Annotated in this window: 26 protein-coding genes; 12 read left to right on the top strand and 14 right to left on the bottom strand. The window is 65.6% G+C overall.

Annotated elements, in window-relative coordinates; translation table 11 throughout:
• Nucleotides 1-56 precede the first annotated feature (56 nt).
• Entirely contained in the window at nt 57-431 is a 375-nt protein-coding gene (locus QX124_RS13515) for a GNAT family N-acetyltransferase (RefSeq protein ID WP_315797408.1), read from the top strand.
• A 914-nt stretch (nt 432-1,345) separates the two neighbouring features.
• Here QX124_RS13515 and QX124_RS13510 read toward each other — a convergent pair.
• Nucleotides 1,346-2,365: a 1-aminocyclopropane-1-carboxylate deaminase gene (locus QX124_RS13510; RefSeq protein WP_315757464.1), complete on the bottom strand. Its 1,020-nt coding sequence runs from the start codon at nt 2,363-2,365 to the stop codon at nt 1,346-1,348.
• A gap of 134 nt (nt 2,366-2,499) precedes the next feature.
• On the opposite strand from QX124_RS13510, the gene QX124_RS13505 reads away from it, so the two are divergent.
• On the top strand, nt 2,500-2,988 hold the full coding sequence (locus QX124_RS13505) for an Lrp/AsnC family transcriptional regulator (RefSeq protein WP_315797407.1): 489 nt from the start codon (nt 2,500-2,502) through the stop codon (nt 2,986-2,988).
• Between the two features lie 91 nt (nt 2,989-3,079).
• Nucleotides 3,080-3,967 carry a DUF2147 domain-containing protein gene (locus QX124_RS13500; protein WP_315797406.1) on the top strand — a complete coding sequence of 296 codons (888 nt, stop codon included), beginning with the start codon at nt 3,080-3,082 and terminating at the stop codon, nt 3,965-3,967.
• Nucleotides 3,968-4,056: 89 nt separating this feature from the next.
• Here QX124_RS13500 and QX124_RS13495 read toward each other — a convergent pair whose 3' ends face one another.
• Both QX124_RS13495 and QX124_RS13490 read right to left on the bottom strand, forming a co-directional pair.
• Complete coding sequence (locus QX124_RS13495; protein WP_315757461.1) at nt 4,057-4,464, bottom strand: cupin domain-containing protein; 408 nt, start codon at nt 4,462-4,464, stop codon at nt 4,057-4,059.
• A gap of 48 nt (nt 4,465-4,512) precedes the next feature.
• A complete protein-coding gene (locus QX124_RS13490) occupies nt 4,513-5,211 on the bottom strand; it encodes a ribonuclease activity regulator RraA (protein ID WP_315737930.1) in 699 nt (232 codons plus the stop codon).
• A 248-nt stretch (nt 5,212-5,459) separates the two neighbouring features.
• Between QX124_RS13490 and pxpB the strand changes: the two genes are divergently transcribed.
• From pxpB to QX124_RS13475, 3 genes are read left to right on the top strand one after another with little or no spacing between them, the layout of a single operon-like run.
• Nucleotides 5,460-6,191: a 5-oxoprolinase subunit PxpB gene (pxpB, locus tag QX124_RS13485; protein WP_315797405.1), complete on the top strand. Its 732-nt coding sequence runs from the start codon at nt 5,460-5,462 to the stop codon at nt 6,189-6,191.
• Nucleotides 6,188-7,222: a biotin-dependent carboxyltransferase family protein gene (locus tag QX124_RS13480; RefSeq protein WP_315797404.1), complete on the top strand. Its 1,035-nt coding sequence runs from the start codon at nt 6,188-6,190 to the stop codon at nt 7,220-7,222. The genes pxpB and QX124_RS13480 overlap by 4 nt, the downstream gene beginning before the upstream one ends.
• Nucleotides 7,223-7,272: 50 nt before the next feature.
• Nucleotides 7,273-8,040: a 5-oxoprolinase subunit PxpA gene (locus QX124_RS13475; RefSeq protein ID WP_315797403.1), complete on the top strand. Its 768-nt coding sequence runs from the start codon at nt 7,273-7,275 to the stop codon at nt 8,038-8,040.
• Nucleotides 8,041-8,046: 6 nt separating this feature from the next.
• Here QX124_RS13475 and QX124_RS13470 read toward each other — a convergent pair whose 3' ends face one another.
• The 5 genes from QX124_RS13470 to QX124_RS13450 all read right to left on the bottom strand — a co-directional run bounded on the left by QX124_RS13470 (nt 8,047) and on the right by QX124_RS13450 (nt 13,832).
• Nucleotides 8,047-8,196, bottom strand: coding sequence for a hypothetical protein (locus QX124_RS13470; protein ID WP_315711980.1), 150 nt, complete (start codon nt 8,194-8,196; stop codon nt 8,047-8,049).
• A 160-nt stretch (nt 8,197-8,356) separates the two neighbouring features.
• The gene (locus QX124_RS13465) at nt 8,357-9,958 is read right to left on the bottom strand and encodes a sulfite reductase subunit alpha (RefSeq protein ID WP_315797402.1); all 1,602 of its coding nucleotides are present in this window, start codon (nt 9,956-9,958) and stop codon (nt 8,357-8,359) included.
• The gene (locus tag QX124_RS13460; protein WP_315737924.1) at nt 9,955-11,745 is read right to left on the bottom strand and encodes a NirA family protein; all 1,791 of its coding nucleotides are present in this window, start codon (nt 11,743-11,745) and stop codon (nt 9,955-9,957) included. Before QX124_RS13460 ends, QX124_RS13465 begins: the two co-directional genes overlap by 4 nt.
• 345 nt (nt 11,746-12,090) lie before the next feature.
• Nucleotides 12,091-13,245: a CmpA/NrtA family ABC transporter substrate-binding protein gene (locus tag QX124_RS13455; RefSeq protein WP_315797401.1), complete on the bottom strand. Its 1,155-nt coding sequence runs from the start codon at nt 13,243-13,245 to the stop codon at nt 12,091-12,093.
• The gene (locus tag QX124_RS13450) at nt 13,242-13,832 is read right to left on the bottom strand and encodes an ANTAR domain-containing response regulator (protein ID WP_012044202.1); all 591 of its coding nucleotides are present in this window, start codon (nt 13,830-13,832) and stop codon (nt 13,242-13,244) included. Before QX124_RS13450 ends, QX124_RS13455 begins: the two co-directional genes overlap by 4 nt.
• 113 nt (nt 13,833-13,945) lie before the next feature.
• Here QX124_RS13450 and rimO point away from each other — a divergent pair, with 113 nt between their 5' ends.
• Entirely contained in the window at nt 13,946-15,271 is a 1,326-nt protein-coding gene (gene rimO / locus QX124_RS13445; RefSeq protein ID WP_315797400.1) for a 30S ribosomal protein S12 methylthiotransferase RimO, read from the top strand.
• 91 nt (nt 15,272-15,362) lie between these two features.
• Here rimO and QX124_RS13440 read toward each other — a convergent pair whose 3' ends face one another.
• Complete coding sequence (locus tag QX124_RS13440) at nt 15,363-16,484, bottom strand: DUF2336 domain-containing protein (RefSeq protein WP_315797399.1); 1,122 nt, start codon at nt 16,482-16,484, stop codon at nt 15,363-15,365.
• Between the two features lie 418 nt (nt 16,485-16,902).
• Here QX124_RS13440 and QX124_RS13435 point away from each other — a divergent pair, with 418 nt between their 5' ends.
• The 3 genes from QX124_RS13435 to QX124_RS13425 all read left to right on the top strand — a co-directional run bounded on the left by QX124_RS13435 (nt 16,903) and on the right by QX124_RS13425 (nt 19,646).
• The gene (locus tag QX124_RS13435) at nt 16,903-18,099 is read left to right on the top strand and encodes an acetylornithine transaminase (RefSeq protein WP_315797398.1); all 1,197 of its coding nucleotides are present in this window, start codon (nt 16,903-16,905) and stop codon (nt 18,097-18,099) included.
• Nucleotides 18,100-18,488: 389 nt separating this feature from the next.
• On the top strand, nt 18,489-18,770 hold the full coding sequence (locus QX124_RS13430; protein ID WP_315772105.1) for a hypothetical protein: 282 nt from the start codon (nt 18,489-18,491) through the stop codon (nt 18,768-18,770).
• A gap of 120 nt (nt 18,771-18,890) precedes the next feature.
• Nucleotides 18,891-19,646, top strand: a complete 756-nt coding sequence (locus QX124_RS13425) for a hypothetical protein (RefSeq protein ID WP_315797397.1) — start codon at nt 18,891-18,893, stop codon at nt 19,644-19,646.
• A gap of 24 nt (nt 19,647-19,670) precedes the next feature.
• Here the strand turns inward: QX124_RS13425 and QX124_RS13420 are convergent, their stop codons facing one another.
• The 3 genes from QX124_RS13420 to pcsA form a co-directional block, all read right to left on the bottom strand.
• Nucleotides 19,671-20,645 carry a quinone oxidoreductase gene (locus QX124_RS13420; protein WP_315772107.1) on the bottom strand — a complete coding sequence of 325 codons (975 nt, stop codon included), beginning with the start codon at nt 20,643-20,645 and terminating at the stop codon, nt 19,671-19,673.
• A 184-nt stretch (nt 20,646-20,829) separates the two neighbouring features.
• Nucleotides 20,830-21,555 (bottom strand): TerC family protein, encoded by a 726-nt coding sequence (locus QX124_RS13415; protein ID WP_315737916.1) that lies wholly within the window; start codon nt 21,553-21,555, stop codon nt 20,830-20,832.
• Nucleotides 21,552-22,286 (bottom strand): phosphatidylcholine synthase, encoded by a 735-nt coding sequence (pcsA, locus tag QX124_RS13410; protein WP_315797396.1) that lies wholly within the window; start codon nt 22,284-22,286, stop codon nt 21,552-21,554. Before pcsA ends, QX124_RS13415 begins: the two co-directional genes overlap by 4 nt.
• Nucleotides 22,287-22,404: 118 nt before the next feature.
• On the opposite strand from pcsA, the gene QX124_RS13405 reads away from it, so the two are divergent.
• Entirely contained in the window at nt 22,405-23,604 is a 1,200-nt protein-coding gene (locus tag QX124_RS13405) for a UbiH/UbiF family hydroxylase (protein ID WP_315772113.1), read from the top strand.
• 6 nt (nt 23,605-23,610) lie between these two features.
• Here QX124_RS13405 and QX124_RS13400 read toward each other — a convergent pair whose 3' ends face one another.
• Entirely contained in the window at nt 23,611-24,564 is a 954-nt protein-coding gene (locus tag QX124_RS13400) for an AEC family transporter (RefSeq protein ID WP_315797395.1), read from the bottom strand.
• Nucleotides 24,565-24,706: 142 nt separating this feature from the next.
• On the opposite strand from QX124_RS13400, the gene hspQ reads away from it, so the two are divergent.
• The gene (gene hspQ, locus QX124_RS13395; protein WP_315797394.1) at nt 24,707-25,039 is read left to right on the top strand and encodes a heat shock protein HspQ; all 333 of its coding nucleotides are present in this window, start codon (nt 24,707-24,709) and stop codon (nt 25,037-25,039) included.
• A 149-nt stretch (nt 25,040-25,188) separates the two neighbouring features.
• On the opposite strand, the gene QX124_RS13390 is transcribed toward hspQ, so the two are convergent.
• Nucleotides 25,189-25,965, bottom strand: coding sequence for an invasion associated locus B family protein (locus QX124_RS13390; protein ID WP_315757443.1), 777 nt, complete (start codon nt 25,963-25,965; stop codon nt 25,189-25,191).
• Nucleotides 25,966-26,067 lie beyond the last annotated feature (102 nt).

The following is a 26,067-nucleotide window of genomic DNA, read 5'->3' as shown; positions in this document are numbered from 1 at the left end:
GACGGAGGTTAGGTCATCGCCCTGCCGCTAGGCTCACTTGGACACGTCGACGGGACTTGCGGGTCGCGCGGTCGCGGTGGCACGCGAGAACAGCCGTCTTCCAATATGCTGCCTTGGGGGAGCTGCGCGACCTGCGTTGCGCCGACAGCGCCATTGCCTCCCCTCGTCTGGCGCAGGACACGTGCTTGCCTGGTGATTACGCCCATTGCGGCACCCTCGGCATAGGTCTGCTGCCAGCTCATCGCGGCCGCGGAATTGGTCGTGCTCTCATTCGACGGACGATGGACGCCGCGCTTGCCTTCGGCCTCACGCGCATCGAGCTGACCGTGCGCGAGGAGAACATGAATGCGATCGCCTTAAGGACGTCGGCTTCCGAGCCGAAGGGCTGCAACGCAACGCCGTCCGCATCGACGGCCGCTATGAGAACGTGATCTCGACGGCGTTCGTGGCAGCGTGAGTGTAGCATAGTGCGATGATTTCGCTGCTGTGGATGTCTCCGGAGAGCATAATCGCGGGGCTTATACAAGACGGCGGTCAGGGTCTCCATTGGGATACTGCGGATTCCGAGATGAGGCCGCAGCCGGAACCTGACATGGAATGTCCAGCAGGACGCAAAACGCAAAGTCCTGCAGTCATTTCAACGCGAAGACTCCTGTCCAGTCCTTGCGCTAAAAATATTCACCTTTCGTTTTTCCGGAAACTATGATTGACTGCCGCCATCCCACCTCAACGAGAGGGGCGTTGCGCGCGATCGTCACGACACGCGAGGTGGGGAGGCGATGGCCGCGTTTTGCCGCAGCGTGCTTGCACGCGGACGAACGGCACGGCGCGGACGTGAAATCGCAGCGTCCTGACACCCCGATGCTGGTGTCCAGCGCAGTGCGCGCAAGCGCATTGTCGCCATGGTGGCCAACAAGCCCCGCGCACCAGGGAGACTGCGTATAAGCGTTAAGACCGTCGCGCAGGGAATGCCGGATGTTCGGCTGATCCTGTGGTAACTGCCGCCTGCTTTTCTTGTTGCAGGCGGGCCATGGGTGAGGCCCTCACCCGGCATTCCCTGCGCCCTCTTCATTCAGAGGGGCGAACTGATGGATCCCTCGGACGCTGGTGCGTCGCGAGACGGCGATGTCATGTGTGGATCGCTCGCGCGACACATTCGGTGTCGTCCCGGCCTTGAGCCGGGACCCATACTCACAGGCCGTAGTTTGAGGCACAGCCGGAGATGCAGAGGACGACAACAGCACCGCCGGCGGCTATGGGTCCCGGCTCGAAGGCCGGGACGACAGCGGAATGTGGTGTTGGACCTCGGACCACCGCTACGCGGCGGCGGAAGACGAAACCGCCCTCACCCGTTCCGGTACGTGTAGCTGTAGCCGTTGATCGCCGGAGCACCGCCGAGATGGGCGTAGAGCACCTTCGATCCTTCCGGGAAGTAGCCCTTCTTGACCAGGTCGATCATGCCCTGCATCGACTTGCCCTCATAGACCGGGTCGGTGATCATCGCCTCGGTGCGGGCGGCGAGGCGGATGGCCTCGTTGGTCTCGGCGCTCGGCACGCCATAGGCCGGATAGGCGTAGTCATTCAGGATCACGATCTCGTCGTCGCGGACCTTGCGGCCGAGCTCGACGAGCTCGGCGGTGTTGTCGACGATCTGGCGCACCTGGGTGCGGGTCTGCTCCGGCGTGCCGGAGGCGTCGATGCCGATGACGCGGTCGGCGCGGCCGTCGGCGGCGAAGCCGACGATCATGCCGGCCTGGGTCGAGCCGGTCACGACGCAGACGATGATGTAGTCGAACTTGATGCCCATCTCGGCTTCCTGCGCCCTCACCTCCTCGGCGAAGCCGACATAGCCAAGGCCGCCGAACTTGTGCACGGAGGCGCCGGCCGGAATGCCGTAGGGCTTGCCGCCGGCATCCTTCACCGACTGGATCGCATCCTCCCAGCTCTTGCGGATGCCGATGTCGAATCCATCCGGCACGATTCGGCTGTCGGCGCCCATCAGGCGCGTCATCAGGATGTTGCCGACGCGGTCATAGACGGCGTCCTCGTGCGGCACCCAGCTCTCCTGGACGACGACGCACTTCATGCCGATCTTGGCCGCGGTCGCCGCCACCATGCGGGTGTGGTTCGACTGCACGCCGCCGATCGAGACCAGCGTGTCGGCATTCGACTCGATCGCGTCCGGCACGATGTATTCGAGCTTGCGCAGCTTGTTGCCGCCCATCGCGAGGCCGGAATTGCAGTCGTCGCGCTTGGCGTAGATCTGCACCTTGCCGCCGAGCGCCGCCGTGAGGCGCGGCAGATGCTCGATGGGCGTGGCGCCGAAGGTGAGCGGATACTTCTTGAACTTGTCGAGCCGAAGCACGGGATCTCTCCGTGGGTGGATGAAAAGGGTCGCCTCACCATACGAAAATCCCTCAGAAAGGTGCTCTCTTTATCGCCCCATGTTTTCGTGCTTACCTCCGCATTATCGCGATTTGACGATAGATACATCCGCAAATGACACGAAAATCGAAAGAAGCTTCCACCCCTGACCTGGACCGTGTCGACCGGCGCATTCTGCAATGGCTGCAGAAGGACGGCCGGATGACCAATGCCGAGCTCGCCGCCGCCGTCCACGTCAGCCCCGCCACCTGCCATCGCCGCACGCAGCGGCTATTCGACGACGGCTACATCACCGGTGTGCGCGCCCAGATCGCGCCCGAGAAGGTCGAGCGCAGCGCGCTGGTCCTGGTCGGGGTCGTGCTCGACCGTTCAACGCCGGAGAGCTTTCGCACCTTCGAGGCCGCGATCCGAAAGCTGAAATTCGTGCTCGACTGTCATCTCGTGGCCGGCGATTTCGACTTCTTCCTGAAGATCCGCGTCCGCGACATGCACGACTTCAATCGGATGCATGGCGACCAACTGATCTCGCTGCCCGGCGTGCGCCAGACGCGCACGTTCTTCGTGATGAAGGAGGTCGTCGACAATGCGCCGCTCGATTTCTGAGCAGGTGGCGCATTGAACCGGGGACGCCGCATCAGCGACTTAATTGCGCGTGAGCTCGCTCACATCAGCAACCGACATCGCGGAGACACGGATGAAGAGGCTGTTGGCTGTTGTGGCTTTGGTTCTGGCCAGCAGTGCCGCCGAGGCGCAGTACGTCATCGAATACGGCGGCAAGACGATCCGCATCGATCCCGACCGCGGCACCGTGCAGATCCCCGGGGTCTACGACAATACCGAGCAGAAGAAGACCAAGCGCACCAAGCGCGATCCGGATCCGGCGGCCAGGCCGCAGCCCGGCGCGGACAAGCCGGCCCAGGCGCCAGCCGAGGCGGCCGTTACGCCGGCCCCGCAGCCGCAGGTTCCGGCCGCCGCGGCCCCAGCCCCTGTTCCTCCCGCACCAGCTCCGACGGCAGCCGTACCGGCGACCCCGCCGGTTGCGCCTGCTCCCGTCCAATCAGCCGCGCCACCAGCGCCGCTGCCGCCTACGGCGGCCCCTGTCGCCAACGCCGCGGCACCGGTTGCGCCGCCACCCGCTGCGACGGCCGTTGTGGCACCTGCTGCGGCTCCGGCTCCTGCCGCCGCGCCGCCGCCACCGCGCCCAGCCCAGACGCCTGCCGTGACCACCGCAGCCGCGCCGCCCGCTGCGGCGCAGACCGCCGGTCGCGATCCCAACTCGCCGGTCGGCATCTGGTTGACCGAGGAGAAGGAGGGCCAGATCCGCATCGAGCCCTGCGGCACCAATCTCTGCGGCTACGCCGTGGATACGAAGACCAACCAGAACGGCGAGCAGATCCTGATCAACATGCGTCCGAGCGACAAGACGCAGGAAAAGAAGTGGACCGGCCGCATCTTCGATCCGAACAGCGGCAGCACCTACGACTCGACCATTGCGCTGAAGGGAATGGACAGTCTGCGCGTGCAGGGCTGCGCCTTCGGCGGCATGTTCTGCGGTGGCCAGACCTGGACGCGGGTGAACTGAGCGCCGCGCCTGCGGTCCACGCTCTTTCAAATGAAAAGCGCGCGGCCTTGCGACCGCGCGCTCGAACTGATCTCGGGTGCTGCTCAGCCTCAGCCGACCGGGGTGGCATATTCCTCGTCGGTGACGTGCTCCATCCACGTCACGTGCTCGCCATTGAGCGATTCATGCATCGCGACGTGGACCATGCCGGTGGTCGGCGCGGCGCCATGCCAATGCTTCTCGCCCGGCGGAATCCAGACGACGTCGCCGGCCTTGATCTCGCGCACCGGCCCGCCCTTGGCCTGCACGCGGCCGACGCCCTGGATGACATAGAGCGTCTGCCCGAGGGGATGGGTGTGCCAGGCCGTGCGAGCACCCGGCTCGAACGCGACACGCGCCGAGGCGACGCGAGCCGGAGCCTGTGGCGTGATGATCGGATCCTGCCAGACCGTGCCCGTAAAGCTTTCCGCCGCCGCGCGGCGGGTGGGGCGAGAGCCCGCGAGATAGACTTCGACCATTGTTCTACCTTTCCTGAATCTGTGCCGTCGATTGATCGGGGCCGTGAACTACTTCTTCGACGCGGAGTAACGCGCCTTGGTCTCTGCGTTCATCGGATAGAGACCCGGCAGCACCGCGCCCTTGTTCACCTCGTCGACGATCCAGGCCTCCATGCGTTCCTGCTCGGGGCCCTCGGCGAGCACGTGATCGAGCATCGCCTGCGGGATCAGCACCGCACCGTCCTGGTCGGCCACGACGACGTCGTTCGGGAACACGGCCACACCGCCGCAGCCGATCGCCTCGCCCCAACCGACGAAGGTCAGGCCGGCGACCGAGGGCGGAGCAGCGTAGCCGTCGCACCATACCGGAAGCCCGGTGCCGAGCACGCCTTCGAGGTCACGCACCACGCCGTCGGTGATCAGCGCGGTGACGCCGCGCTTGACCATGCGGGCACAGAGGATGTCGCCGAAGATGCCGGCGTCCTTGACGCCCATCGCATCGACCACGGCGATGCAGCCTTCGGGCATGGCCTCGATCGCGGTGCGGGTGGAGATCGGCGACGACCAGGATTCCGGCGTCGCCAGATCCTCGCGCGCCGGCACGAAGCGGAGCGTGAAGGCGGGACCGACCAGCCGCTTCTGTCCCGGGCGCAGCGGCTTGGCGCCGCGCAGCCAGACATTGCGCAACCCCTTCTTCAGCAAGACCGTCGTGATGGTCGCGGTTGTGACTTGAGACAGGGTGGCGATGGCTTCGGGGGTGAGGGACATCTTGAGACTGGCGCTCCAAACAGGCTGGCGGAAAAAGCAGGCGCATCTTGCGAGCGACGAAGGCGGCGTCAAGGGCATGCTCGGTGCGTCCAGCGCATGCGGGGCTTGCGCCCATCCGATAAAGTCTTCTTATCGCCGAGCATCCGATTAATTTATTGAATTTTCGAGACTTTTTGCCTTTGACCCAATTCCACTTGCGATCGAAACGAGCTAGATCAGGGACCATCAACGCGGATCACTTCGGACTCATGGCCGATCCCTTTCCACCTCCCCGCCTGCTGCCCAGCGGCGACAGCGCCGTCACCGTCGAGTTCAGCCGGACCATCGACGAGATCGCCAACCGCCGCGTCCTGGCGCTCGACCATGCAGTGGCAGCGGCCGGGATCGAGGGCATCACGGAGGCGGTGCCGACCTATCGTTCGCTGCTCGTGCATTATGATGCTGACGTCATCGACCACGACACGCTCGGGGCAAGGCTGTTGGCGCTGTCGGCCGGGTCGCTCGCGCCGGACAGCGAGGTCAGGCGCTGGCGGGTTCCTGTCTGCTATGGCGGAGAGAATGGCATCGACCTCGAGGATGTCGCGAAGGCGTTGAGTCTCACGCCGGACGAAGTCGTCGCGCGCCATATCGCCAGAACTTATCGCGTCGCAATGATCGGCTTTACCCCCGGCTGGTCCTATTTGTCCGGTCTCGATCCCACGCTGCAGATGTCGCGCCGCCAGAATCCGCGGCTCTCGACGCCGGCAGGCATCATCGCCATCGGCGGCATCCAGACCGGCATCCAATGCCTTGCGGGCCCCTGCGGCTGGCACCTGCTCGGCCGCACCGCGATGCGGACGTTTCAACTGCATCGCGACCCGACCTTCCTGCTCGAGCCCGGCGACGAGGTCAGCTTCTACGCAGTTGACGTGAAGACCTTCACCGAGCAGGAGCGCGCCGCCGAGGGCGGCGAGCTCATCGCCGAGCGGATCGCCGCATGAGCACGCTCGTCGTCTCACAGATCGGCCCGGCAAGCTCGGTCCAGGACGGCGGGCGTTTCGGCGCGCAGCGCTACGGGCTGACACCGTCCGGTGCAATGGACAAGCTGGCGCTGGCGGCAGCCAACAGCCTCGTCGGCAATGAGCCGATGGCGGCTGCGATCGAGATCGGCCCGTTCGGCGCGACCTTCACGGCGAAGGGCGGCGCGGTGCGCGTGGCGCTCGCGGGCGCGCAACGACCGGCGGATGTTGCCAAGCGGCAGGTCGAGATCAACACGTCGGTGACGCTGAACGACGGAGAGGAGCTCACGCTCGGCTTTGCTCGCGGCGGCTCCTTCACCTATCTCGCCGTCGAAGGCGGCATCGCCGGCGAACCGATGTTCAACAGTCTCTCGGTGAATGCACGCGCTGGACTTGGCAGTCCCTACCCGCGGCCGCTCCAGGCCGGCGACGTGTTCGGGGTCGCACCCGCTGGCGACGCGCCGGAACTGCGGATCGATCTGCCGAAAATTAGCGGCGCGATTCGAGTCGTCATGGGGCCGCAGGACGACGAGTTCAGCGACGAGATGAAAGCGCTGTTCCTCGGCAGCGACTGGATGGTCTCGGCGACCAGCGACCGCATGGGCTATCGGCTCGAGGGGCCGCAGATCCGCCACCTGCACGGTCACAACATCGTCTCGGACGGCACCGTGGACGGCAGCATCCAGGTGCCCGGCAATGGTTCGCCGATCGTGCTGATGTCGGACCGCGGCACCAGCGGCGGCTATCCGAAGATCGCGACCGTCATCACAGCCGATTTCGGCCGCCTGGCGCAGACGCCCGCCGGCACGCCGTTCCGCTTCAAGGCGGTGAGCATGGTCGAGGCACAGACCGAGCTGCGCCGCTATAAGGGCCTGTTGCGCAGCCTGCCCGGCCGCGTCACCGCGATCGCGAGCAGCGACTTCAACGTCGATGCGCTGCTCACGGCCAATGTGGCCGGTCATGCCGTCAGCGCAACCGACGCCACCACCTGGCCCGGAGTGACTCTCGATTAACCTGATCGCATCTCACGCTGCTTCGAACCCATCAACGAGCGGACCCTGACATGACCAGCACCGTCGATCTGAACTGCGACCTCGGAGAAGGCTTCGGCCCGTGGGAAATGGGCAATGACGTCGCGATGATCGAGCTGGCGACGTCTGTGAACGTCGCCTGCGGCTTTCATGCCGGTGACGCCGACATCATGCGGCGGACGGTCGAGATGGCGAAGGCCAAAGGCGTCAGCGTCGGCGCGCATCCCGGCTATCGCGATTTGCACGGTTTCGGCCGGCGTCCGGTGCCGGGGCTGAAATCCTCGGAGATCGAGAACCTCGTCGCCTATCAGATCGGCGCCCTGCAGGCGATCGCCACCGCGGCCGGTCACAAGGTCACGCACGTGAAGGCACACGGCGCGCTGTCCAATGTCGCCTGCGAGGACGACATGACGGCGAATGCGATCGCCAGAGCGATCAAGGCCGTCGATCCCAGCCTGATCTTCGTCGTGCTCGCCAACTCCAAGCTGGTGACCGCTGGCGAGAAGGCCAATCTGAGGATGGCTCACGAGGTGTTCGCCGACCGCGCCTATTGCGACGATGGACTGTTGGTGTCGCGCAGCAAGCCCGGCGCCGTGCTGCACGATCCCAAGGTCATCGCCGATCGCGTCGTGCGCATGGTTCTGGACGGCGCGGTGATTTCGGTGACTGGCAAGGTGATGAAGATGCGGACCGACACCGTTTGCATCCACGGCGATACAGCCGGCGCCGTCGAGATCGCACGCGAGGTCCGCAAGGCACTCGACGCGGCCGCCATCACGGTCGCGCCGTTCAAGAGGTGATGAGAATCAGAACGGATGCGTGAAAGACGTGCCTAGGGTGATCGCGGCAATCAGCGCCATCGCGCTGTAGAAGGCAACCAGCGCGACGGTTGCGCCGCGCTCGCGAATGGCGCGGGCCTGGGGCATCTGTCGCAGGGGCGTCGATATCGTCCGCATGGCCGGTCTCCTGAAGTTCCGGCCATGAGAAAAGCGTTCCCGCGGCCGGGTGCAAGGCAACCGGCGAAATAACGACAAGCCCCCTGTTTCGGGTCCGCTTGGAACCAAAAAATTCTCGATCGGTGTTCCGACCGAGAAATATTCTCCATCTGGTTCCGGCTCAGTAGACGTCGAGTTGGAACCGGCCCTTCTTCTTGAGGTCCGCAACGAAGCTGACGGCCTCATCCGTGGAGCGGGCACCAAACTGGGCGACGATGTCGACCAGGGCGCGCTCGACATCCTTGGCCATGCGCTTGGCGTCGCCGCAGATGTAGAGGTGGGCGCCGTCGGCGAGCCAGGTCCACACCTCACGGCCGACCTCGCGCATGCGGTCCTGGACGTAGAACTTCTTGTCGCCGTCGCGCGACCACGCCAGCGACAGCCGCGTCAAGAGGCCCGCGGTCTTCATGGCGTTGAGCTCGTCGGCGTAGAAGAAGTCGCAGTCGCTGCGCTGATGGCCGAAGAACAGCCAGTTCTTGCCCGGCGCGCCGGTCGCCCTGCGATCGAGCAGGAAGGCGCGGAACGGCGCAACGCCGGTGCCGGGGCCGACCATGATGATCGGCGTCTTGGGATCGGCCGGCAGCGCGAAGCCATGCGCCTTCTGCACATAGACGCGCAGCTTGTCGCCGGGATTAATCCGCTCGGCCAGGAAGGTCGAGGCAAGTCCCAGCCGCTTGCGCTTCCCGATGACGTAGCGGACGCAGTCGACCGTCAGCGACAACTTGCCGGGCATGGCATTGTGCGATGACGAGATCGAGTAGAGCCGCGGCTGCAGCGGCTCCAGCGCCTCGACGAAGGCTTCGGGATGCGGCCGGACACCGGAGAACTTCTGCAGCACCGCCATCACATCGAGCGTCGCCGCATCGCCATCGGGATCCTCACCCTGCGCCAGTTGCCGCGCCTTCTCGCGGGTCGCGCCGCCGGTGATGAAGGAGATCAGCTCGAACAGCGAATCCGGTGCCGGCGCCAGCGAGACATCCTCCAAGAGGCACTGCCGCAGCGGCTTTCCCTTCACCTCGGTCATGTGCGAGGCGCCGAGCAGCGCGATGATCTGGTCGACCAGGCCGAGATCATTCTTGGCGAAGATGCCGAAGGAATCGCCGACGACGTAGTCGAGCCCGCTCTCTCCCAGATCAAACTCGATGTGCCAGGTCTCTTTCTCCGAGCCCGGCTTGTTGAGCAGGCGCCGCGACAGGAACGTCGCCTCGACCGGATTGTCGCGCGAGCGGCCGGGCTCGCTGACGACGACGGAGACGGTGGCCGGCGCAGCAGCAGCGGGCTTGGCGGCCGCCGGAGCCGTGTCGATCTCCTCGTAAAGAGCCTTCAGCATCCGCGCGGTTTCTTTGCCACCGGGGACGCACAGATTCAGCCGCGCCTCGCTGCGACCGGCGATCGCATCCGAATAGTCGTTGCAATTGTAGCCACATTGGCCGCAGTCCTGCTGCGCCATGGCCGCCATCATGCGCCGGCGCAGCGGGCGACCCTCGGCCAGCTTCATGCGTTCGGCGATCGGCATGGTCTGATCGTGCCATGGCGCCTCGCCGTCATCACCGTCGCCTGCGGGCGCGAGCACAGCGCCGTTCTGCGCCGGCGACAATGCTGTCGAGCCGTCTAGACCGAGCGCTCCGGCCAGGAAGCCGTTGAGCCACGAGCGCTGCGCCTCGGAAAATGGCGCCGTCGGAGGAATGATATCGATGTTGGGCATGGGCGTGATCTGGTTCATGCTGACACCTGCGACGAGGTCTGGGCTTCGGCGAGATTGCGCAGCGCTTCGCCGTCGTGACGGCGTGCGAACGACAGGAAGGTCTCTTCGGGCGAGGCGCGATGGGCGAGATAGGCCTTGAGCAGCTTCTCGACGGTTACAGGCGCATCCGCCGCCTTGAGGTCGCGATAGACCTCGCGGCCGATATCGGCCTGGGGGCCGAAACCTCCCCCGGCGAACAGATGATAGCCTTCGACCGTGTCGTCGCCGTCACCAACCGGCACCTTTGCCGCGATCAAGCCGATGTCGCTGATGTAGTGCTGGGCGCAGGAGTGATGACAACCGGTGAGATGAATGTTCAGCGGCGTGTCGACGTCCACCCTGCTCTCGCACCAGTCGCCGATCTCGGCCGCATGTTTCTTGGTGTTGGATGCTGCGAACTTGCAGCCGGCGTTGCCTGTGCAGGCGATCAGTCCGGCGCGGATGTGCGAGGCCTTGACCGACAGTCCGATCTGCTCGACCGCGGCGCAGGCCAGCGCGACCTTGTCGTCGCGGACGCCGGATAACAGCAGGTTCTGCCACACCGTGAGCCGGATCTCGCCGTCGCCGAGATCCGCAGCGATCTTGGCGAGCGCGCGCATCTGATCCGTGGTCAGCTTGCCCAGCGGCAGCACGACGCCGATCCAGTTCAACCCTTGCTGCTTCTGCTGGTGCACGCCGACATGGGCCATGCGGTCGGAGTCGGGCCGCGGCTCGAGCGCCTCGTCCGGCACGCGCGCAAGCTTGCGGCCGAGCCTCGTCTCGACGGCTTCCATGAACTTGTCGTGCCCCATGTTGTCGAGCACATATTTGAGCCGCGCTTTGAGACGATTGGTGCGGTCGCCGGTCTCGATAAAGAGCCGCACGATGGCGTCAGCCACCTCGGTCGCCCGCTCCGGCTCGACGATGATTCCGGTCGGCTTGGCAAAATCCTTGTGTCCCGTAATGCCGCCGAGGCCGAGTCTGAACCACACGCCGGGCGCAACCCCAAAACCGTCCTTCACCTCGACCGCCGAGAACGCAATGTCGTTGGTGTCCTCGAGCGCCGCGATCTGCCCGGCACCATCGAAAGCGACGTTGAACTTGCGTGGCAGGCCGTACAGCGAGCGGTCGTTGAGGATGTGGAAATGCCATTCGCGCGCATAGGGCCGCGTATCCAGCAATTCCTGCGGATCGATGCCGGCGGTCGGCGTTCCCGTTACGTTGCGGATGTTGTCGGCGCCGGAGCCGCGAGCGGTCAGACCGAGATCCGAGAGTCCCTCCAGCAGCATGACCGCGTGCCTGGGTGGGATTTCGCGCAGTTGCAGGTTTGCCCGCGTGGTGACGTGGCTGTAGGGACCGCAAAGCTCGTCGGCGAGATCGGCGAGGCCGGTCAACTGCCAATGCTTCAGGATGCCGTTGGGGATGCGCAGACGGCACATGTAGGAGTCCTGCGCCGGAGCGACGTGAAACAGGCCGTAGTAGCGCCAACGGAAATTGTCGGCCGTGGATGGCGCGGCATCGTTGCGCGCCTGCTCCTTCAGCCGTTCGTAGGCATCGAACGGATGTCCTTCGCGCTTGACCTTTTCCTGGTCGGCGAGCTTCCGTCCCGACGCGATCACCTTGTCCTGCGCCTTGATGTGGATGGCGTCCGGACCGGTCGGCTCGCTTGCTGTCGGCGCGCCACCCTGGCCGCGTCCTGCGAGCGTGACCTTGAGGCCCGCGGCCAACCCTTCGAGATAGCGCTTCTGCTCGTCGTTGAAGTCGACTGACAACGATTCGATTTTCATGATGGCGGACGAAGCTCCAGCGGCCAGGGCGATTGGCGTTCGGGAATGGGATGAGGATCGCATCGTCCGACCGGCCGGTATGGCCTGATTCAGGTGAGCGATCCGACCAGCTTCGTTGCTGCGGAAATCCGACATGGATTGCAGTCAGCGGCGTCTGCGGCGGCCGACTGCACCGCAACATTCAAGTTGCGTGCCAGCGGGACAAATCAAGGAAAAGCGCGAAGAATCAGGTCGCTGCCCGAATCGATGAAGGCGCGTTGTCAGGCTCAGGCCCCGAAATACGGGCACGCCGCCCAAAAATTGGTCGGCGGCGCCCGGTGCCCAGACCCTGATCGGAGCGGTGGATCAGGCCGTCCAGCGGCCGATCTTGAATGCCTTGAGATGGCCGATCACGTCGTCCACCGCAAAAGGCGGACCAGCGAACGCGCCGATGGCGGCATCCGTGCCGACCGCGGCCGTGCCCATCGCCGCGTCGTAGATATCCGGCCGGAACACGCCCATGGCGGTGCCCAGGGCTTCATTGCTGAGGGGAGTCTGGCCCCACCGCACCATCTGGGCATACAGCCATGCCGCCTGGATCTTCTCGGGCCGTCCCGCTTCTTCCCGGCCCACCAGCAGATAGCGCGAGCTTTCGCGGAAGGTGCCATCCGGCGAGATCTTGAGGCGGCCGTCCAGCGTACGCTGGAGCACCTCCGCATCGACGCCGATCCGCTCCGGCTGGGCCAGGATACGCGCGGCTTCTGCGTGGTTCTGCTCGATGAAGTCGGCGGCCTTGGCGCAGGCGCGGACCAGGCCGGCGAGGGCGCCGGGATTTTTGTCAGCCCAGCTCTGCCTGACCGCCAGCACCTTTTCGGCCGCGCGCACCAGCACGTCAGACACGAAGTGGAGAATATGGCCGATGCCGAGATCGACCGCGATCGAGTTCCACGGTGCTCCGACGCAGAACGCGTCGACGTGACCGTTGGCGATGCTCTCCACCATGTAGGGCGGCGGCAGCACCACGAGGCGGACGTCCTCATCGGGGTCGACGCCGCCTGCGGCCATCCAGAACCGCAACTGATAGTTGTGGGTCGAGAACGGAAACGTCATGCCGAAAGTCAGCGGCTCGGCGCCGGCCTTGCGCCGTTCAGCGACGACGCGCGCCAGGGCCAGCGCCGTCGCCATCGGGTCGAAACGATCACCCTCGAGGTGGGCCATGATTGCCGCATGCAGCGCCGGCGTCACGGTGATCGCGTTGCCGTTCACGCCGAGATTGAACGGCGCGACGATCGGAACCTTGACGTGGCCGATACCAAGACTGGACGCAATGGCCACCGGTGCCAGCAGATGCGCGGCATCGAACAGGCCAATGTTGAGCTTGTCGCGGACGTTCGACCAGGAGACCTCGCGGACGAGGGTGACGTCGAGCCCCTCCGCGGCCGTGAAGCCCTTATCGACGGCGACGATCAGCGCCGCGGCATCGACCAGCGGAATGAAGCCAATGCGAAGCGGGCCAGTCATTTCAACATCTCCGAGGCGGTCAGGATCGATTGTGCGATCTCGCCGATCTTCTTCTTTTCGCGCATGGCTGTGGAGCGCAACAGCACGTAGGCTTCCTCTTCGGTGAAGCCCTTCATCTTCATCAGAATGCCCTTGGCGCGGTCGATCACCTTGCGGTCCTCGAGCGCGGACTTCGCGCGCTCCAGCTCGTCCTGAAGCTTGGAGAACGCATTGAAGCGGGAGATGCAGAGGTCGAGGATCGGCTTGATCCGCTCCTTCTTCAGGCCATCGACGATGTAGGCGGAGACGCCCGCCTCCACCGAGGCCTGGATCGAGGCGGCGTCGCTCTGGTCCACGAACATCGCGATCGGCCGGCGGACGGCGCGGCTGACCTGGAACATCTGCTCCAGCACGTCGCGGCTCGGGTTCTCCAGGTCGATGACGATGACGTCCGGATCCAGGGCATAGATGCGCGCCAGAAGACCCTGCATCTCGCTGACATGCACGACGCCGGTAAAGCCCGCTTCCCGCAAGCCTTCCTCGAGGATGGCCGCGCGGATCGGGCTTTCGTCGACGATCACGATTTTAGGCGATTGCTCGGCGCTCATCGATCACCAGGTTGTCCGGGCCCTCACCCATAGCATGGACGTGGCCGCGTCAAAGCCTTGTCTTTCTGGGCAATTCGGACTAGCTGACGCCTATCTCATCAGGCAGTTCCAAGATGCAGCAGGGTTCGGCGCCCAAGATCAGCTTTGTTTCGCTCGGATGTCCCAAGGCCTTGGTCGATTCCGAGCGCATCATCACGCGTCTCCGCGCCGAGGGCTACGAGCTTGCCCGGAAGCATGACGGCGCCGACGTCGTCATCGTCAACACCTGCGGGTTCCTGGACAGTGCCAAGCAGGAATCGCTGTCGGCGATCGGCTCGGCCATGGCCGAGAACGGCAAGGTCATCGTCACCGGCTGCATGGGCGCCGAGCCGGAGCAGATCGAGCAGGCCTATCCCGGCGTACTGTCGATCACCGGCCCGCAGCAGTATGAGAGTGTGCTGGACGCCGTACACCGCGCGTCGCCGCCTGCGCACAACCCTCATCTCGACCTGGTTCCTCCGCAGGGCATCAAGCTTACGCCCCGGCACTACGCCTATCTGAAGATCTCCGAAGGTTGCAACAACCGCTGCACCTTCTGCATCATCCCGAAGCTGCGTGGCGATCTGGTGTCGCGCCCCGCAGCCGACGTGCTGCGCGAGGCCGAACGGCTGGTCGCAGCCGGGGTCAAGGAGCTCCTGGTCATTTCGCAGGACACCTCGGCCTATGGGCTGGACCTGAAATATGCCGAAAGCGCCTGGAAGGACCGCAGCGTCCGGGCGCGCTTCCTCGATCTGGCGCGCGAGCTCGGCGAACTCGGAGCCTGGGTCCGGCTGCATTACGTCTACCCCTACCCGCATGTCGACGAGGTGATTGGCCTCATGACAGACGGTAAGATATTGCCTTATCTCGACATCCCATTCCAGCATGCCAGCCCGAACGTCCTGAAGGCGATGCGCCGCCCGGCGGCGCAGGACAAGACGCTGGACCGGATCAAGGCCTGGCGGGTAGCCTGCCCCGACCTTGCGCTGCGCTCGACCTTCATCGTCGGATTCCCCGGCGAGACGGACGCGGATTTCGCCTATCTGCTGGACTGGCTGGATGAGGCCGAGATCGATCGGCTCGGATGCTTCAAATACGAGCCGGTGGCCGGCGCGACCTCCAACGCCCTGCCCGACCAAGTCCCGGACGCGGTCAAGCAGGAGCGCTGGGACGCCCTGATGGCCCGCCAGCAGAAGATCTCGGCACGCCGGCTCAAGCGCAAGGTTGGAACGCGTCAGCAGGTGATCATCGACGAGGTCGGGCCGAGCGTCGCCAAGGGCCGCACCAAGGCTGATGCCCCTGACATCGATGGCGCCGTCTATCTGTCCAGCCGCCGGCCGCTGCGTGTCGGCGAGATCGTCACGGTCAAGATCGAGCGTGCCGACGAATACGACCTGCACGGCACGGTCGCGGGATTCTAGCGCGGCTCTGTCGCGTCTCGGGCCAGCCGCCGGGAACTCGGGGGAATTGCAGACGGGCGTGTCAACGCGTCCTGGACCTGCGGACCGCCCCTCAGTGCGAGGAGCCCGTGGTGCGAACTGACCAGAGCTTCAGCAGGCGAAGCGCCTCGTCCTGCTTCAGTTCGAGATATTTGTTCTTGAGCTTGGTCAGCTCGTCGGGAGGCGTTGCACCTGAGACGAACCGGCTGTCGAGGATGGCGGCAACCGTGACCCAGCTCAGCCCGGCGGCCTTGCACGGCACGAGTATGCCGTCGCTGCGCAGGCTCTGCATCAGCGGCCGCACCAGCTCGATGCTGCATTTCGCGAGCTCCGCGATGGCCGCGATCGTCTCGCCGTAGCGCCGCTGACGGGCAAATTCCAGCAGCGCGGCCTCGGTCAGCTTTCCGCCCTGCTTCAGCTGACCAACCGCCACCTTGGAGCTGCCACCATCGCGGTTTCGCGACATGTCGCGCTCGGCGTCGACCGTGGCCGCTGAAATGGCGCTGCGGATTTCCTCGTAGAGATGCGGCGGCGCCGACGCGAGCAGCCGCGCCCTCACCGCCTCCGTCGCGCGCTGCAACAGGGTCCTGCGCAAGGCTGCCGGCAGATCGGCGCGGATGCCGGCCGCGACCGTGAGCTCTGCATCTCCAGCCGCCTGCGCCACGATGGCGGCGAATCCGGCGGGAAACACCCGCGCCCCGGGATTCCTCATCAGTTGGCGGCTCACGCTCGGATAGCGTCGCGCGAGCAGCGCATCGGTGACGATCTCCTGCAGCCACCAGCGCCCGGCGATCGCAATCAGGTGCTTCTCGCCGCGCGTCTGCGCGATCTCGACGAGATCCTCGCTGCTCAGCCGCGGCGATTCCGAAAGCACCGGCCCCGCGACGGCGATGTCGTCATGATAGGCCAGCCGCCGGATCACGCCGGCCGGCGCCTGCGGGATCGGGGCAAGCTGGGCGCTGAGTTCGGCGAGTGCGATCCGGGCACCGACGTCGGCCAGCGCGCGCAGCTCGATGGTGTTGACGAGGCGTTCGAAGACGTCGGCAAACAGGGCGTGCTGCTCGATATCCAGGCTGCCGGCCGAGGCGACGAACAGGGCGGCGACCCGCTCGGCCACGCCGGAGCAGCGGTCGGCTGAGCCGGTGGCTATGGCCGCCTGCACTTCTTCGGCGATCGTGAGATGGGGGTTCGACATCGCTCGTCCTGAGCGCTTGCATTTTCAAGCTGCCCGGCAAAGTAAACGCAGCCGCTAAATGTTTGGTAAAGTTGTCACTAAAGCGCGAGACCCGAGATTGGATCGTGCGGCCTTCGCACCGGCCGGCGCTTCCCTCGCCGCTTCCCGGAGCAGCGGCCCGTATTGCAGCCTACAGGCCGGCATCTTGACACCGGTTGCGATTTGCCTGTATGGCCGCCGCATGATCTTCAACCGGACCAACCGCCGCGCCGCCGTTTGCCGTCGTCACCGCCGTGACGATGCCGGGGCGCGCCATGTCCGAAGACGTTGCTGATCAGCTAGCTCATCAGCTCCAGGTTTTCGAGAAGGCCGCTCCCGCAAAGGAGCGGCCTTCTCGCTTTTTGGCCCACCGTTTCCCCCTGAGCACAGGAGATTGCACATGCTGACCGCCTCCCATCCCTACGACGCTCTGATGGAGATCACGGCGCGTCCGCGCACCGTCTTCGTTCAGGGCAAGGGCTCCTGGCTATGGGACGACGATGGCAAGCGCTATCTGGACTTCATCCAGGGCTGGGCCGTGAACGCGCTCGGCCATGCGCCGCCGGAGCTTGCCAGCGCGCTCACCAACCAGGCGGCGCGCCTGATCACGCCGAGCCCAGCCTATTTCAACGATACCAGCCTGCAACTCGCCAAAGCACTGGTCGACCGCTCGTGCTTCGACCAGGTATTCTTCACAAATTCGGGCGCCGAAGCCAATGAAGGCGCCATCAAGCTCGCGCGCAAATACGGCGCCCTGCGCAAGAACGGCGCGTATGAGATCATCACCTTCGAGGGCGGCTTCCACGGCCGCACCCTGGCGACGATGTCGGCTTCTGGCAAGAAGGCGTTCGAGCCGCTGTTCGAGCCGAAGGTGCCTGGCTTTCCCAAGGCGCGCCTGAACGACATCGGCTCGGTCGAGGCGCTGATCTCCGACCAGACGGTCGCGATCATGCTGGAGCCGATCCAGGGTGAGGCCGGCGTGTGGCCCGCGACGGACAAGTTCCTGCAGCATTTGCGGGCGCTGACCGCCGAGCACGGGCTGCTGCTGATCGTCGACGAGATCCAGACCGGAATGGGCCGCACCGGAAAACTGTTCGGCTATGAGCACGCCGACGTCCTCCCGGACATCATGACCTTGGGCAAGGGCATCGGCGGTGGTGTCCCGCTCGCCGCCCTGCTGGCGACCGACGCGGCGTCTTGTTTCGAGCATGGCGATCAGGGCGGCACCTTCAACGGCAATCCCCTGATGTGCGCGGCGGGACTTGCTGTGCTCGACGTCATCGAGAAGCCGGAGTTTCTCAAGGCTGTCGCGGACAACGGGATCTATCTCGAGAGTGAGTTGCAGTGCATCTCGGCAAGGCACGGCCTGGGCGAAGTACGCGGCCGTGGTCTGTTGCTCGCGCTCGACGTGATCAGGCCGATCGCGCCGGCGATCGTCGCGCATGCCTTCGAGCTCGGCCTGCTGCTGAACGCGCCGCGTCCGGATGCGTTGCGCTTCATGCCGGCGCTCAACGTGACCCGGGACGAAATCGCGGCGATGATCGACACGCTGGATGGCATCCTGACCAAGGTCGGCGCTGCCCGGTGCGTGGCGTAGCGGCTCAGGTCGCTAGGACCGGCGCGGCATTCATCAGTCGAGCCGGCCTTGCGGGATGCGCGTCCGGAGGGGCGCGCGATCGCCGAGAACATGATTGTCGGAGGAGCGGAAGCATGCCGGCGCGAAGACGAGGAGCCACAGCGTCAGGTCTATCGTGTCGCTCCGGAGGCTCCAGAACCGGACGTCGATTGACCTAGATCAAAGACAGCGCGCCGCCTGACCAACGATCTTTGCGGAGCCAAACACCTGCGGTCCGATGACATACGTTATATCCTTGTGGATATAGCGTTGTACGGGATGTGATCAGCTCGGAGGGACGAGGCTTGCCGGACCAAGCTGATGATCATTCCGCCGACAACGACGTCGGTACGACACAAGGAGATACGAGAATGGCGAGAGACAATCTGGCTCGGGCACTACCCGTCACGGACGCCACGAGCCACATCGCCCCCGCTGCCGCCACCGAAGAGGTTTTGATTCACGTCCGCTTCTTTCCGAACTCGGACATCAACTCGATCGGCGAGAAGCCGGCCGGGCTCACCGCGAACGAATGGTACGAGCGGCTGCTCGAGATGGCACGTCCGCACTATCGGACGTTCGCCGGCGGCCGCGGCTTCTTCCGCATCCCCCGCTCCTGCTTCGACGCGATCCTGAAAGGCGTTGCTGCCTGACGTCGGCTCTCTCCGGATGAGGCAGCGGGCGTCCTCTCTGCCTCATCCCTGTCGACCGCGGTGCGCCGGGTGCGCCGCGGTCGCTGACGTTTTGGTTCGTTCGGGCGTCGGAGGACAACATTGAGCGAATCAGCTTTCAGCGAACTGCGACGTGTCTTCAACGCGCTGCTGGCGTCCGGGCGGGCCTCGCAGAACCTGACAGACATGCTCGCCGACCGCGCCTTCGATCTGTTCGAAGCCAACATCCACGCCCAGACGGCGCATCTGCCCGCCCTCGCCTGCGCCAAGGGCTGCCCCTCCTGTTGCGCGCTGCGCGTGACGGCGACGGCACCGGAGATCTTCCTGCTCGCGCGCTACGCCCGGCAGATCGATCAGCGCATGCCGGCAACCGCGCTCGGCTCGCTGTCACGCCGGATCAAGCTCGCCAACCGCGCGACGCGCGGCTTGGGCGAGACCGAGCGAATGAAGCTGCGCCAGCCTTGCCCATTCGTCGTGCGCGGCGGCTGCATCATCCATCCCGCGCGTCCGCTCGCCTGCCGCGGCCATGCCTCGTTCGACCGGCGCGCCTGCGCGCAGGCCATGGCCGGCCGCGAGGTGGACGTGCCGGTCTCGGCGCCACACGTCGCGCTGCGCGCCCTGGTGCAGGATTCGCTCAGGGAGGCGCTCGACAGCGCAGGACTCGCCGCTGGCCTCTATGAGCTCAATCAGGGTCTCGTTCTGGCGCTCCACGACCCCGAGCGCGAGCGCGCCTGGCGCGACGGACAAGACAGCCTCGCGCCGGCGCGGATCGAGGCGTCGACGACGGCAGCGCAGACGGACGCGGTGCTCTGGAGCCGGGCTTCGGCTGGTGGCGCTTCGATCCGGGACGAATTCTAGCGGCAGATCCCGATCGCCAAGCGCCTATGGCTTGAGGATCGAGGCCCCGGTCGTGGCGCGGCTTTCGAGATCGGCGTGCGCCCGGCCCGCATCCTTCAGCGCATAGGCGTGATTGATCTGCACGTGCAGCTTGCCGCTGATCACCGCTGAGAACAGCGTGTCGGCGCCCTCCAGCAACTCGGACCGTTTGCCGATGTAGTCGTTGAGCTTCGGCCGGGTCGCGAACAAAGAGCCATGGCTGTTGAGCTCCGCGATCGAGAATGGCGGCACCGGACCCGAGGCATTGCCGAAGCTGACGAACAGACCGCGCGGCTTCAAGCAGGACAACGAGCCGGGGAAGGTCGACTTGCCGACCCCGTCATAGACCACGTCGCACAATTCACCGCGGCTGATCTGCTTGACCCGTGCGACGAAGTCCTCCTCGTTGTAGAGGATGACGTGGTCGCAGCCATTGGCCAGGGCGAGATCGGCCTTCGCCTTGGAGCCGACGGTGCCGATGACGTGCGCGCCGAGCGCGCGCGCCCACTGGCAGGCCAGCAGGCCGATGCCGCCGGCGGCAGCGTGGATCAGCACGCGATGGTGCGGCTCGACCTTGAACGTCTTGTGCAGCAGATACCAGACCGTCAGTCCCTTGAGCATCAGCACCGCGCCCTGCTCATAGGTGATGTGGTCGGGCAGCTTGACCAGGCGCTGCCAAGCGATATTGCGCTCGGTCGCGTAGCCGCCCAGATTTTCGTAGTAGGCGACGCGGTCGCCGGGATGAAAATTCGTGACGCCCGGCCCTACGGCGATCACCTCGCCTGCCGCCTCGTTGCCGGTGATGAACGGCAGGCCGGGCGCCTTGTACAGTCCGGTGCGGTAGTACACGTCGATGAAGTTCAGGCCGATCGCGTGCTGGCGGATGCGGACCTCGCCGGGGCCGGGCGCGGCGACGTCGACCGGCTCATAGACGAGCACCTCGGGGCCTCCCACCTTGTGCACGCGCACCGCCTTCGTCATCCCGCCATCTCCCTTCGGACTCTCCATCGCCGCGTCCGAGAATCCGGCGAAAGAACTTCCGACAGTTACCTGATTCTCATCGGACATCCGGCTCCGTTGAAGGAGCCGGACTCCGGCCGCGCATCGGGCGCTGCCGGCGGCAAAAGCGAAGTCGATCGCGACGGCCTTGTCAACTCGGCACCTGTCAGGCGTTGCGCTTCCTGCGGTTGCGCGAGGCCATCACGTTGAAGGCTTCGACCGCCAGCGCAAAGACAATCGCGAAGTAGATGTAGCCGCGCGGGATGTGGAACTTGAAGCCGTCGGCGACCAGCGCGACGCCGATCAGGAGCAGGAAAGCGAGCGCCAGCATCTTGGTGGTCGGATGGTTCGCCACGAAGCGAGCGACCGGTCCGGAGGACACGTACATGATGACCATGGCGATGATGACGGCGGCGATCATGATCTCGAGATCCTGGGCCATGCCGATCGCCGTGATGATCGAGTCCAGCGAGAACACGAGATCGATGACGATGATCTGCACGATCACCCAGAAGAACTTGTTGGTGCCGCCGCCCTGCGACCCGCCGTCCTCACGCGCCTCGACCTCGGCATGGATCTCATGCGTGGCCTTGGCGATCAGGAACAAGCCGCCGGCGATCAGGATGATGTCGCGCCAGGAGAAGCCGACGCCGCCGATCGTGAGCACCGGCTGCGTCAGCCCGATCAGCCAGACCAGCACGCTGAGCAGCACGATGCGGAAGATCAAGGCCAGCGCCAGCCCGACCTGCCGGGCGCGTGTCGCCTGCGGCTGCGGGATGCGCGAGGTGATCACCGACAGGAAGATGACGTTGTCGATGCCGAGAACGATCTCGAGGGCGGTCAGGGTGAGCAGCGCCGCCCACGCTTCGGGACTGGTCAGAAGGTCGATCATGCTTTCAAGGATCTCAACAGGCGGATCGCGGAGTCGCTCGCGACGATGTAGAGGGCGATCGCGCACAACAGCGTCGTCACGATCGGGTCCACGGCGAAGTTGTTTCCCAGCACATCGATGACCAGGACGCCCCAGAGCGCGACCAGCGGCAGCGTCAGCCAGCGCAGCCGTTCGACGCGCACCGGGTGGATGACATGGAATGGGACGAAGGTCAGCGCGATCAGGACCGCGAGCCCCAAGGTCGCCAACGATGGCGAGGGATGCAGCAGGAACAGGTAGAATGCCGCGATATTCCAGAGTCCCGGAAAGCCGCGAAAATGATTGTCGTCGCTCTTCATGCGGCGATCGGCGAAATACAGCGCGCCGGTGACGGCGATGCCGACGCCGATGACCGGCGCGGCGAGCGGCAGCAGCATCCCGCTGGCGGTGATGGCGTAGGCCGGCACGAACACATAGGTCGTGAAATCCACCACGAGATCGAGCACGTCGCCCGACCAGTCCGGCTGCACATGAACGACGTCGAGCCGACGCGCCAGCGGCCCGTCGAGGCCGTCGATGACGAGCGCGACGCCGAGCCACCAGAACATCGCAGTCCAATGCTCGCGCACGGCCTCGAGCAGCGCGAGCAGCGCGACGCCCGCACCGAGCGCGGTGAAGACGTGCACCGAGAACGCCGCGGCGCGATGGGCGGGCGTTGCGGCCACCCTGCTCTCTGGTCTCAACTGATCCATGCGGCGCCAGTGCTATCAGGAATCGGAGCCAATTGCATATCCGCCGTTGCGGCGATGCGCCGCGCAGGCTCACGCAATACTCTTGAAAAAGCCCCGCAGGAACGTCAAATGTTCCCGCATGAGCAACACAGACGCCAGCTTTGATGTCATCGTCGTCGGCGGCGGGCCCGCCGGGCTCGCCGCCGCCGTTGCCTTGTCGCAGACCGGGGCGCGGACGGCGCTCGTGGCCCGCAAGGCCCCGTATGCAGACAACCGCACCACCGCCCTGCTCGGCGGCTCGGTCGATTTCCTCGACGAGATCGGCGTCTGGTCATCGTGCCGTGACCGCGCCGCCGGCCTGAAGGCGATGCGGCTGGTCGACGATACCGGCCGGCTGATCCGGGCCCCGGAGGTGCGTTTCGTCGCCGACGAGATCGGTCTCGACGTGTTCGGCTACAACGTCGCCAATGCCGTCCTGGTCGAGGCGCTGGAACAACGCGCCGGCGAGATCGACGGCCTGATGCGGATCGCCGAGGATGCGGAAAGCGTCCGCAGCGATGCCGATGCGGTGACCGTCACCAGCGCATCGGGCCGCGTGCTGACGGCGCGGCTCGTGATCGGCGCCGACGGCCGGCATTCGCTGTGCCGCGAGGCCGCCGGCATCGGCGTGAGCCGGCGCACGCTGCAGCAGTCGGCGCTGACCTTCAACATCACCCATGCACGGCCGCATCACAACGTGTCGACGGAATTCCACACGCCGCAGGGACCTTGCGTGTTCGTGCCGCTGCCGGGCGATCGCTCCAGCGTCGTCTGGGTCGCAGCCCCGAAGGAGGCCGACCGGCTGTTCGCGCTCGACGACGATGCCCTGTCGGCAGCGGCCGAGCGGCAGTCGCATTCGATCTTCGGCCGCGTTCGCGTCGAGCCGGGCCGCCATGTGTTTCCGCTCGCGATCGAGCGGCCCCTGCGTTACGCGCAAAACCGCATCGTCCTGGTCGGCGAGGCCGCGCATGTGGTGCCGCCGATCGGTGCCCAGGGACTGAACCTCGGCCTGCGCGACGGCATCGACATCGCCGATGTCGTGCGCAAGGCCAATGCGGCCGGCGAGGATATCGGTGCGCCGCAGGTGCTCGCGCGCTATGGTGCGGCGCGCCGCGCCGACATCCTGAGCCGCACCTTCGCCATCGATGTCGCCAACCGCTCGCTGCTCAGCGATCTCCTGCCGATGCAGTCGCTGCGCGCCGTCGGCATGCACCTGATCGGCGGCATCGGCCCGCTGCGGCGGCTCGCGATGCGCGAGGGCCTGGCGCCGTCATGGAGAGCCACGCGCAGGGCCGGTTGAGCACCGTCAGGGAAACACCAGCCGACCAGTCTGGATCAGCCACATCACGCTGGTCAGGGTGATCACCGAGGCGAAGGTGCCGATCAGCACCGCCGATGAGGCCGGCTCGATCCAGCTGTCATTCTGGCGCGCGATTACGAACACATTGAGCGCCGGCGGCAGCGCCGCCATCAGCACCGCGGTCGCCGCCCAGGGCTGCGCGAACGGCCCGAACAGCAGCATCAGCCCGAACGACAGCAGCGGGTGGACGACGAGCTTCACCACGGTCAGGACCGGCACCTCCCAGGGCAGCCGCTCGAACGGGCGCAGCGCCACGGTCACGCCGAGCGCGAACAGCGCCGTCGGCGCAGCGGCGTTCTGCAGGAACTGCAGGGTGCGATCGAGCACCGTCGGCGGATGCAGCTGAAATGCGGCAGCCAGGATGCCGGCTGCCGTCGCCATGATCAGCGGGTTCTGCAGAATCTGGCGCAGCACGGTGCGCAGCGCGTGCGCCACCGAGGCGTGGTCGCGCTCGGTCAGTTCGACGAGCAGCGGCACGATCGAGAACAGGAAGATGCTGTCGCAGCAGAAGATCAGCGCGGTCGGCGCCGCCGCCTTGGTCCCGAGCACGGCCAGCGCCAGCCCCGGCCCCATATAGCCGATATTGCCGTAGCCACCCGCGAGCCCGGCCATGGTCGCCTCGCGCAGCGACAGCCGCCCGATGGCCTTGCCGAGCACGAGCGCCAGGGCGAAGGTGAGCATGGTGGCGAGCGTCGTTGCAACCAGGAAGGGAGGGTTGCTCAGCTCCGTGAACGGTGTGCGCGCGATGAGGTTGAACATCAAGGCGGGCAGCGAGACGTAGAGCAGGAAGAAGTTCACCCAGGCGAGCCCGGCTTCGGGCAACCTCCTCCACTTACCGCAGGCGAAGCCTATGAAAACGACGCCGAAATAAGGCAGGGCCAGGTTGAGAATGTCGAACATGGGCTCGGAGGATGACCCCTGGGGGGCCTGGGAAGGGCCTGGAATGCGGGGGCGTCGCGGCTTGACGCGAATCGGATTGGTCTAGATCAAATCCGCCCGCGGGGCACTAGCATCGCTCCCCATCCTGGTCTATTCGACTGGGATGATCAAAGCGCGAACTGCCAAGTTTCAGATCGGCCAGATCGTCCGGCATCGGGTGTTCTCGTTCCGGGGCGTGATTTTTGACATCGATCCGGAGTTCAACAACACCGAGGAATGGTGGTTGTCGATTCCCGACGAGGTCCGTCCGCACAAGGACCAGCCATTTTATCACCTGCTGGCCGAGAACGCGGAATCCGAATACGTCGCCTATGTCTCCGAGCAGAACCTGGTTCCCGACGAGTCCGGCGAGCCGATCCGCCATTCCCAGGTTGCGGAGATCTTCATCAAGGACAAGTCGGGCGGCTATCGTCCGCGCAATCCGCTGATGAACTGACCTGTCGACCGGAGGGTTTCAACCCAGCGCCGTCGGCGCAGGCTTGATCTTTGGTCCCGGCGCGCAAGTTCCCCTCACATCCGTTCGCAGAACGAAAAAGGCGCTCCGAATGGAGCGCCCTTGATTTTGCGGAATGGACCCGACCGGCGTTACTGCTTCGCCTGCGGCTGGCCTGGCTGGGTCTGCTCGAGCTTCTTGCGCTGCTCCTCGGCGCGCTTCTGCAGCTCTTCCTGCAGCTTCTTCTGGGTCTCCTCGAACTGCTTCGGGTCGGTCGGCGGGCCATCATAGGCCTTGGCGAAGCTGCTGTTGCCTTCCTGCAGCGGCAGCGGCAGCGTCAGCGCGGTGCCGTTCGAGTTGATCGCCTGGACAAACAGGGTCTGGCCCTTCTTCAGGTTGTTCACGAACTCAGGCGTGGCTTCGTAGTCCGACATGCAGCCGTTCTGGAAGCAGATGACGTATTTGCCTTCCATGAACTGGTTGTTGTCGATGACGATGCGGGTTCCGGGCTGGAGCTGCATGCCGAGCGGCAGCGTCACGCGCAGGATCTTCTTCGGCTCGCCTTCAGGCTCGATGATGACGGCTGCAACCACAGGCTGACCGGATTCGATGCGGCCGTCCTTGCCGATGAAGCAGACCTGCTTGGCGTTGGCATCCTGCCCCTTCAGGCAGAACTTGGTCCACGGCGCGTAGATCAGCTGCGGCATCTCCTGCTGAGCCTGGGCCTGAGGCTGGCCGCCGGCGGGAGGAGTTGCAGGGGCCTGAGCGGCCGGAGCGGGAGCCTTGGGAGCGGCAGCCGGAGCCTTCGCCTTCGGCGCTTGAGCCTGCGCAACCGAAGGAGCGAAGGAAACGGCCAGCGCGGTGACCGCGAGCAGCGCGACGAGCCGCCCACGCGGCCCAACCGACGAGGCCAAGTCACGGAAATTCATTGCGGAAAACCCTTTCTGAACGGCAGCGCCCGAGACCGCCAAAGGCGCCACACCAAGCCGTTGAAGCGGCTGTCTCCTCAGGAAATGAGGCGGTTAAGTGAC

Origin of the sequence: Bradyrhizobium sp. SZCCHNRI3043 (genome assembly GCF_032377735.1) — a bacterium.
GTDB lineage: Bacteria > Pseudomonadota > Alphaproteobacteria > Rhizobiales > Xanthobacteraceae > Bradyrhizobium.
Note: the sequence above shows the minus strand (reverse complement) of the source record. Positions and strands in the feature narration are given on the sequence as shown.

Bases quoted from the DNA above. Each gene is read 5' to 3' on its own strand.
- QX124_RS13435 (WP_315797398.1), top strand. From the start codon at position 16,903: ATGCTGACCGCCTCCCATCCCTACGACGCTCTGATGGAGATCACGGCG.
- QX124_RS13455 (WP_315797401.1), bottom strand. From the start codon at position 13,245: ATGACTGGCCCGCTTCGCATTGGCTTCATTCCGCTGGTCGATGCCGCG.
- QX124_RS13390 (WP_315757443.1), bottom strand. From the start codon at position 25,965: ATGAATTTCCGTGACTTGGCCTCGTCGGTTGGGCCGCGTGGGCGGCTC.
- QX124_RS13490 (WP_315737930.1), bottom strand. From the start codon at position 5,211: ATGTCCCTCACCCCCGAAGCCATCGCCACCCTGTCTCAAGTCACAACC.
- QX124_RS13480 (WP_315797404.1), top strand. From the start codon at position 6,188: ATGAGCACGCTCGTCGTCTCACAGATCGGCCCGGCAAGCTCGGTCCAG.
- QX124_RS13430 (WP_315772105.1), top strand. From the start codon at position 18,489: ATGGCGAGAGACAATCTGGCTCGGGCACTACCCGTCACGGACGCCACG.
- rimO (WP_315797400.1), top strand. From the start codon at position 13,946: ATGCAGCAGGGTTCGGCGCCCAAGATCAGCTTTGTTTCGCTCGGATGT.
- QX124_RS13405 (WP_315772113.1), top strand. From the start codon at position 22,405: ATGAGCAACACAGACGCCAGCTTTGATGTCATCGTCGTCGGCGGCGGG.
- pcsA (WP_315797396.1), bottom strand. From the start codon at position 22,286: ATGGATCAGTTGAGACCAGAGAGCAGGGTGGCCGCAACGCCCGCCCAT.
- hspQ (WP_315797394.1), top strand. From the start codon at position 24,707: ATGATCAAAGCGCGAACTGCCAAGTTTCAGATCGGCCAGATCGTCCGG.
- QX124_RS13440 (WP_315797399.1), bottom strand. From the start codon at position 16,484: ATGTCGAACCCCCATCTCACGATCGCCGAAGAAGTGCAGGCGGCCATA.
- QX124_RS13505 (WP_315797407.1), top strand. From the start codon at position 2,500: ATGACACGAAAATCGAAAGAAGCTTCCACCCCTGACCTGGACCGTGTC.
- QX124_RS13415 (WP_315737916.1), bottom strand. From the start codon at position 21,555: ATGATCGACCTTCTGACCAGTCCCGAAGCGTGGGCGGCGCTGCTCACC.
- pxpB (WP_315797405.1), top strand. From the start codon at position 5,460: ATGGCCGATCCCTTTCCACCTCCCCGCCTGCTGCCCAGCGGCGACAGC.
- QX124_RS13470 (WP_315711980.1), bottom strand. From the start codon at position 8,196: ATGCGGACGATATCGACGCCCCTGCGACAGATGCCCCAGGCCCGCGCC.
- QX124_RS13420 (WP_315772107.1), bottom strand. From the start codon at position 20,645: ATGACGAAGGCGGTGCGCGTGCACAAGGTGGGAGGCCCCGAGGTGCTC.
- QX124_RS13495 (WP_315757461.1), bottom strand. From the start codon at position 4,464: ATGGTCGAAGTCTATCTCGCGGGCTCTCGCCCCACCCGCCGCGCGGCG.
- QX124_RS13500 (WP_315797406.1), top strand. From the start codon at position 3,080: ATGAAGAGGCTGTTGGCTGTTGTGGCTTTGGTTCTGGCCAGCAGTGCC.
- QX124_RS13475 (WP_315797403.1), top strand. From the start codon at position 7,273: ATGACCAGCACCGTCGATCTGAACTGCGACCTCGGAGAAGGCTTCGGC.
- QX124_RS13460 (WP_315737924.1), bottom strand. From the start codon at position 11,745: ATGAAAATCGAATCGTTGTCAGTCGACTTCAACGACGAGCAGAAGCGC.
- QX124_RS13400 (WP_315797395.1), bottom strand. From the start codon at position 24,564: ATGTTCGACATTCTCAACCTGGCCCTGCCTTATTTCGGCGTCGTTTTC.
- QX124_RS13450 (WP_012044202.1), bottom strand. From the start codon at position 13,832: ATGAGCGCCGAGCAATCGCCTAAAATCGTGATCGTCGACGAAAGCCCG.
- QX124_RS13465 (WP_315797402.1), bottom strand. From the start codon at position 9,958: ATGAACCAGATCACGCCCATGCCCAACATCGATATCATTCCTCCGACG.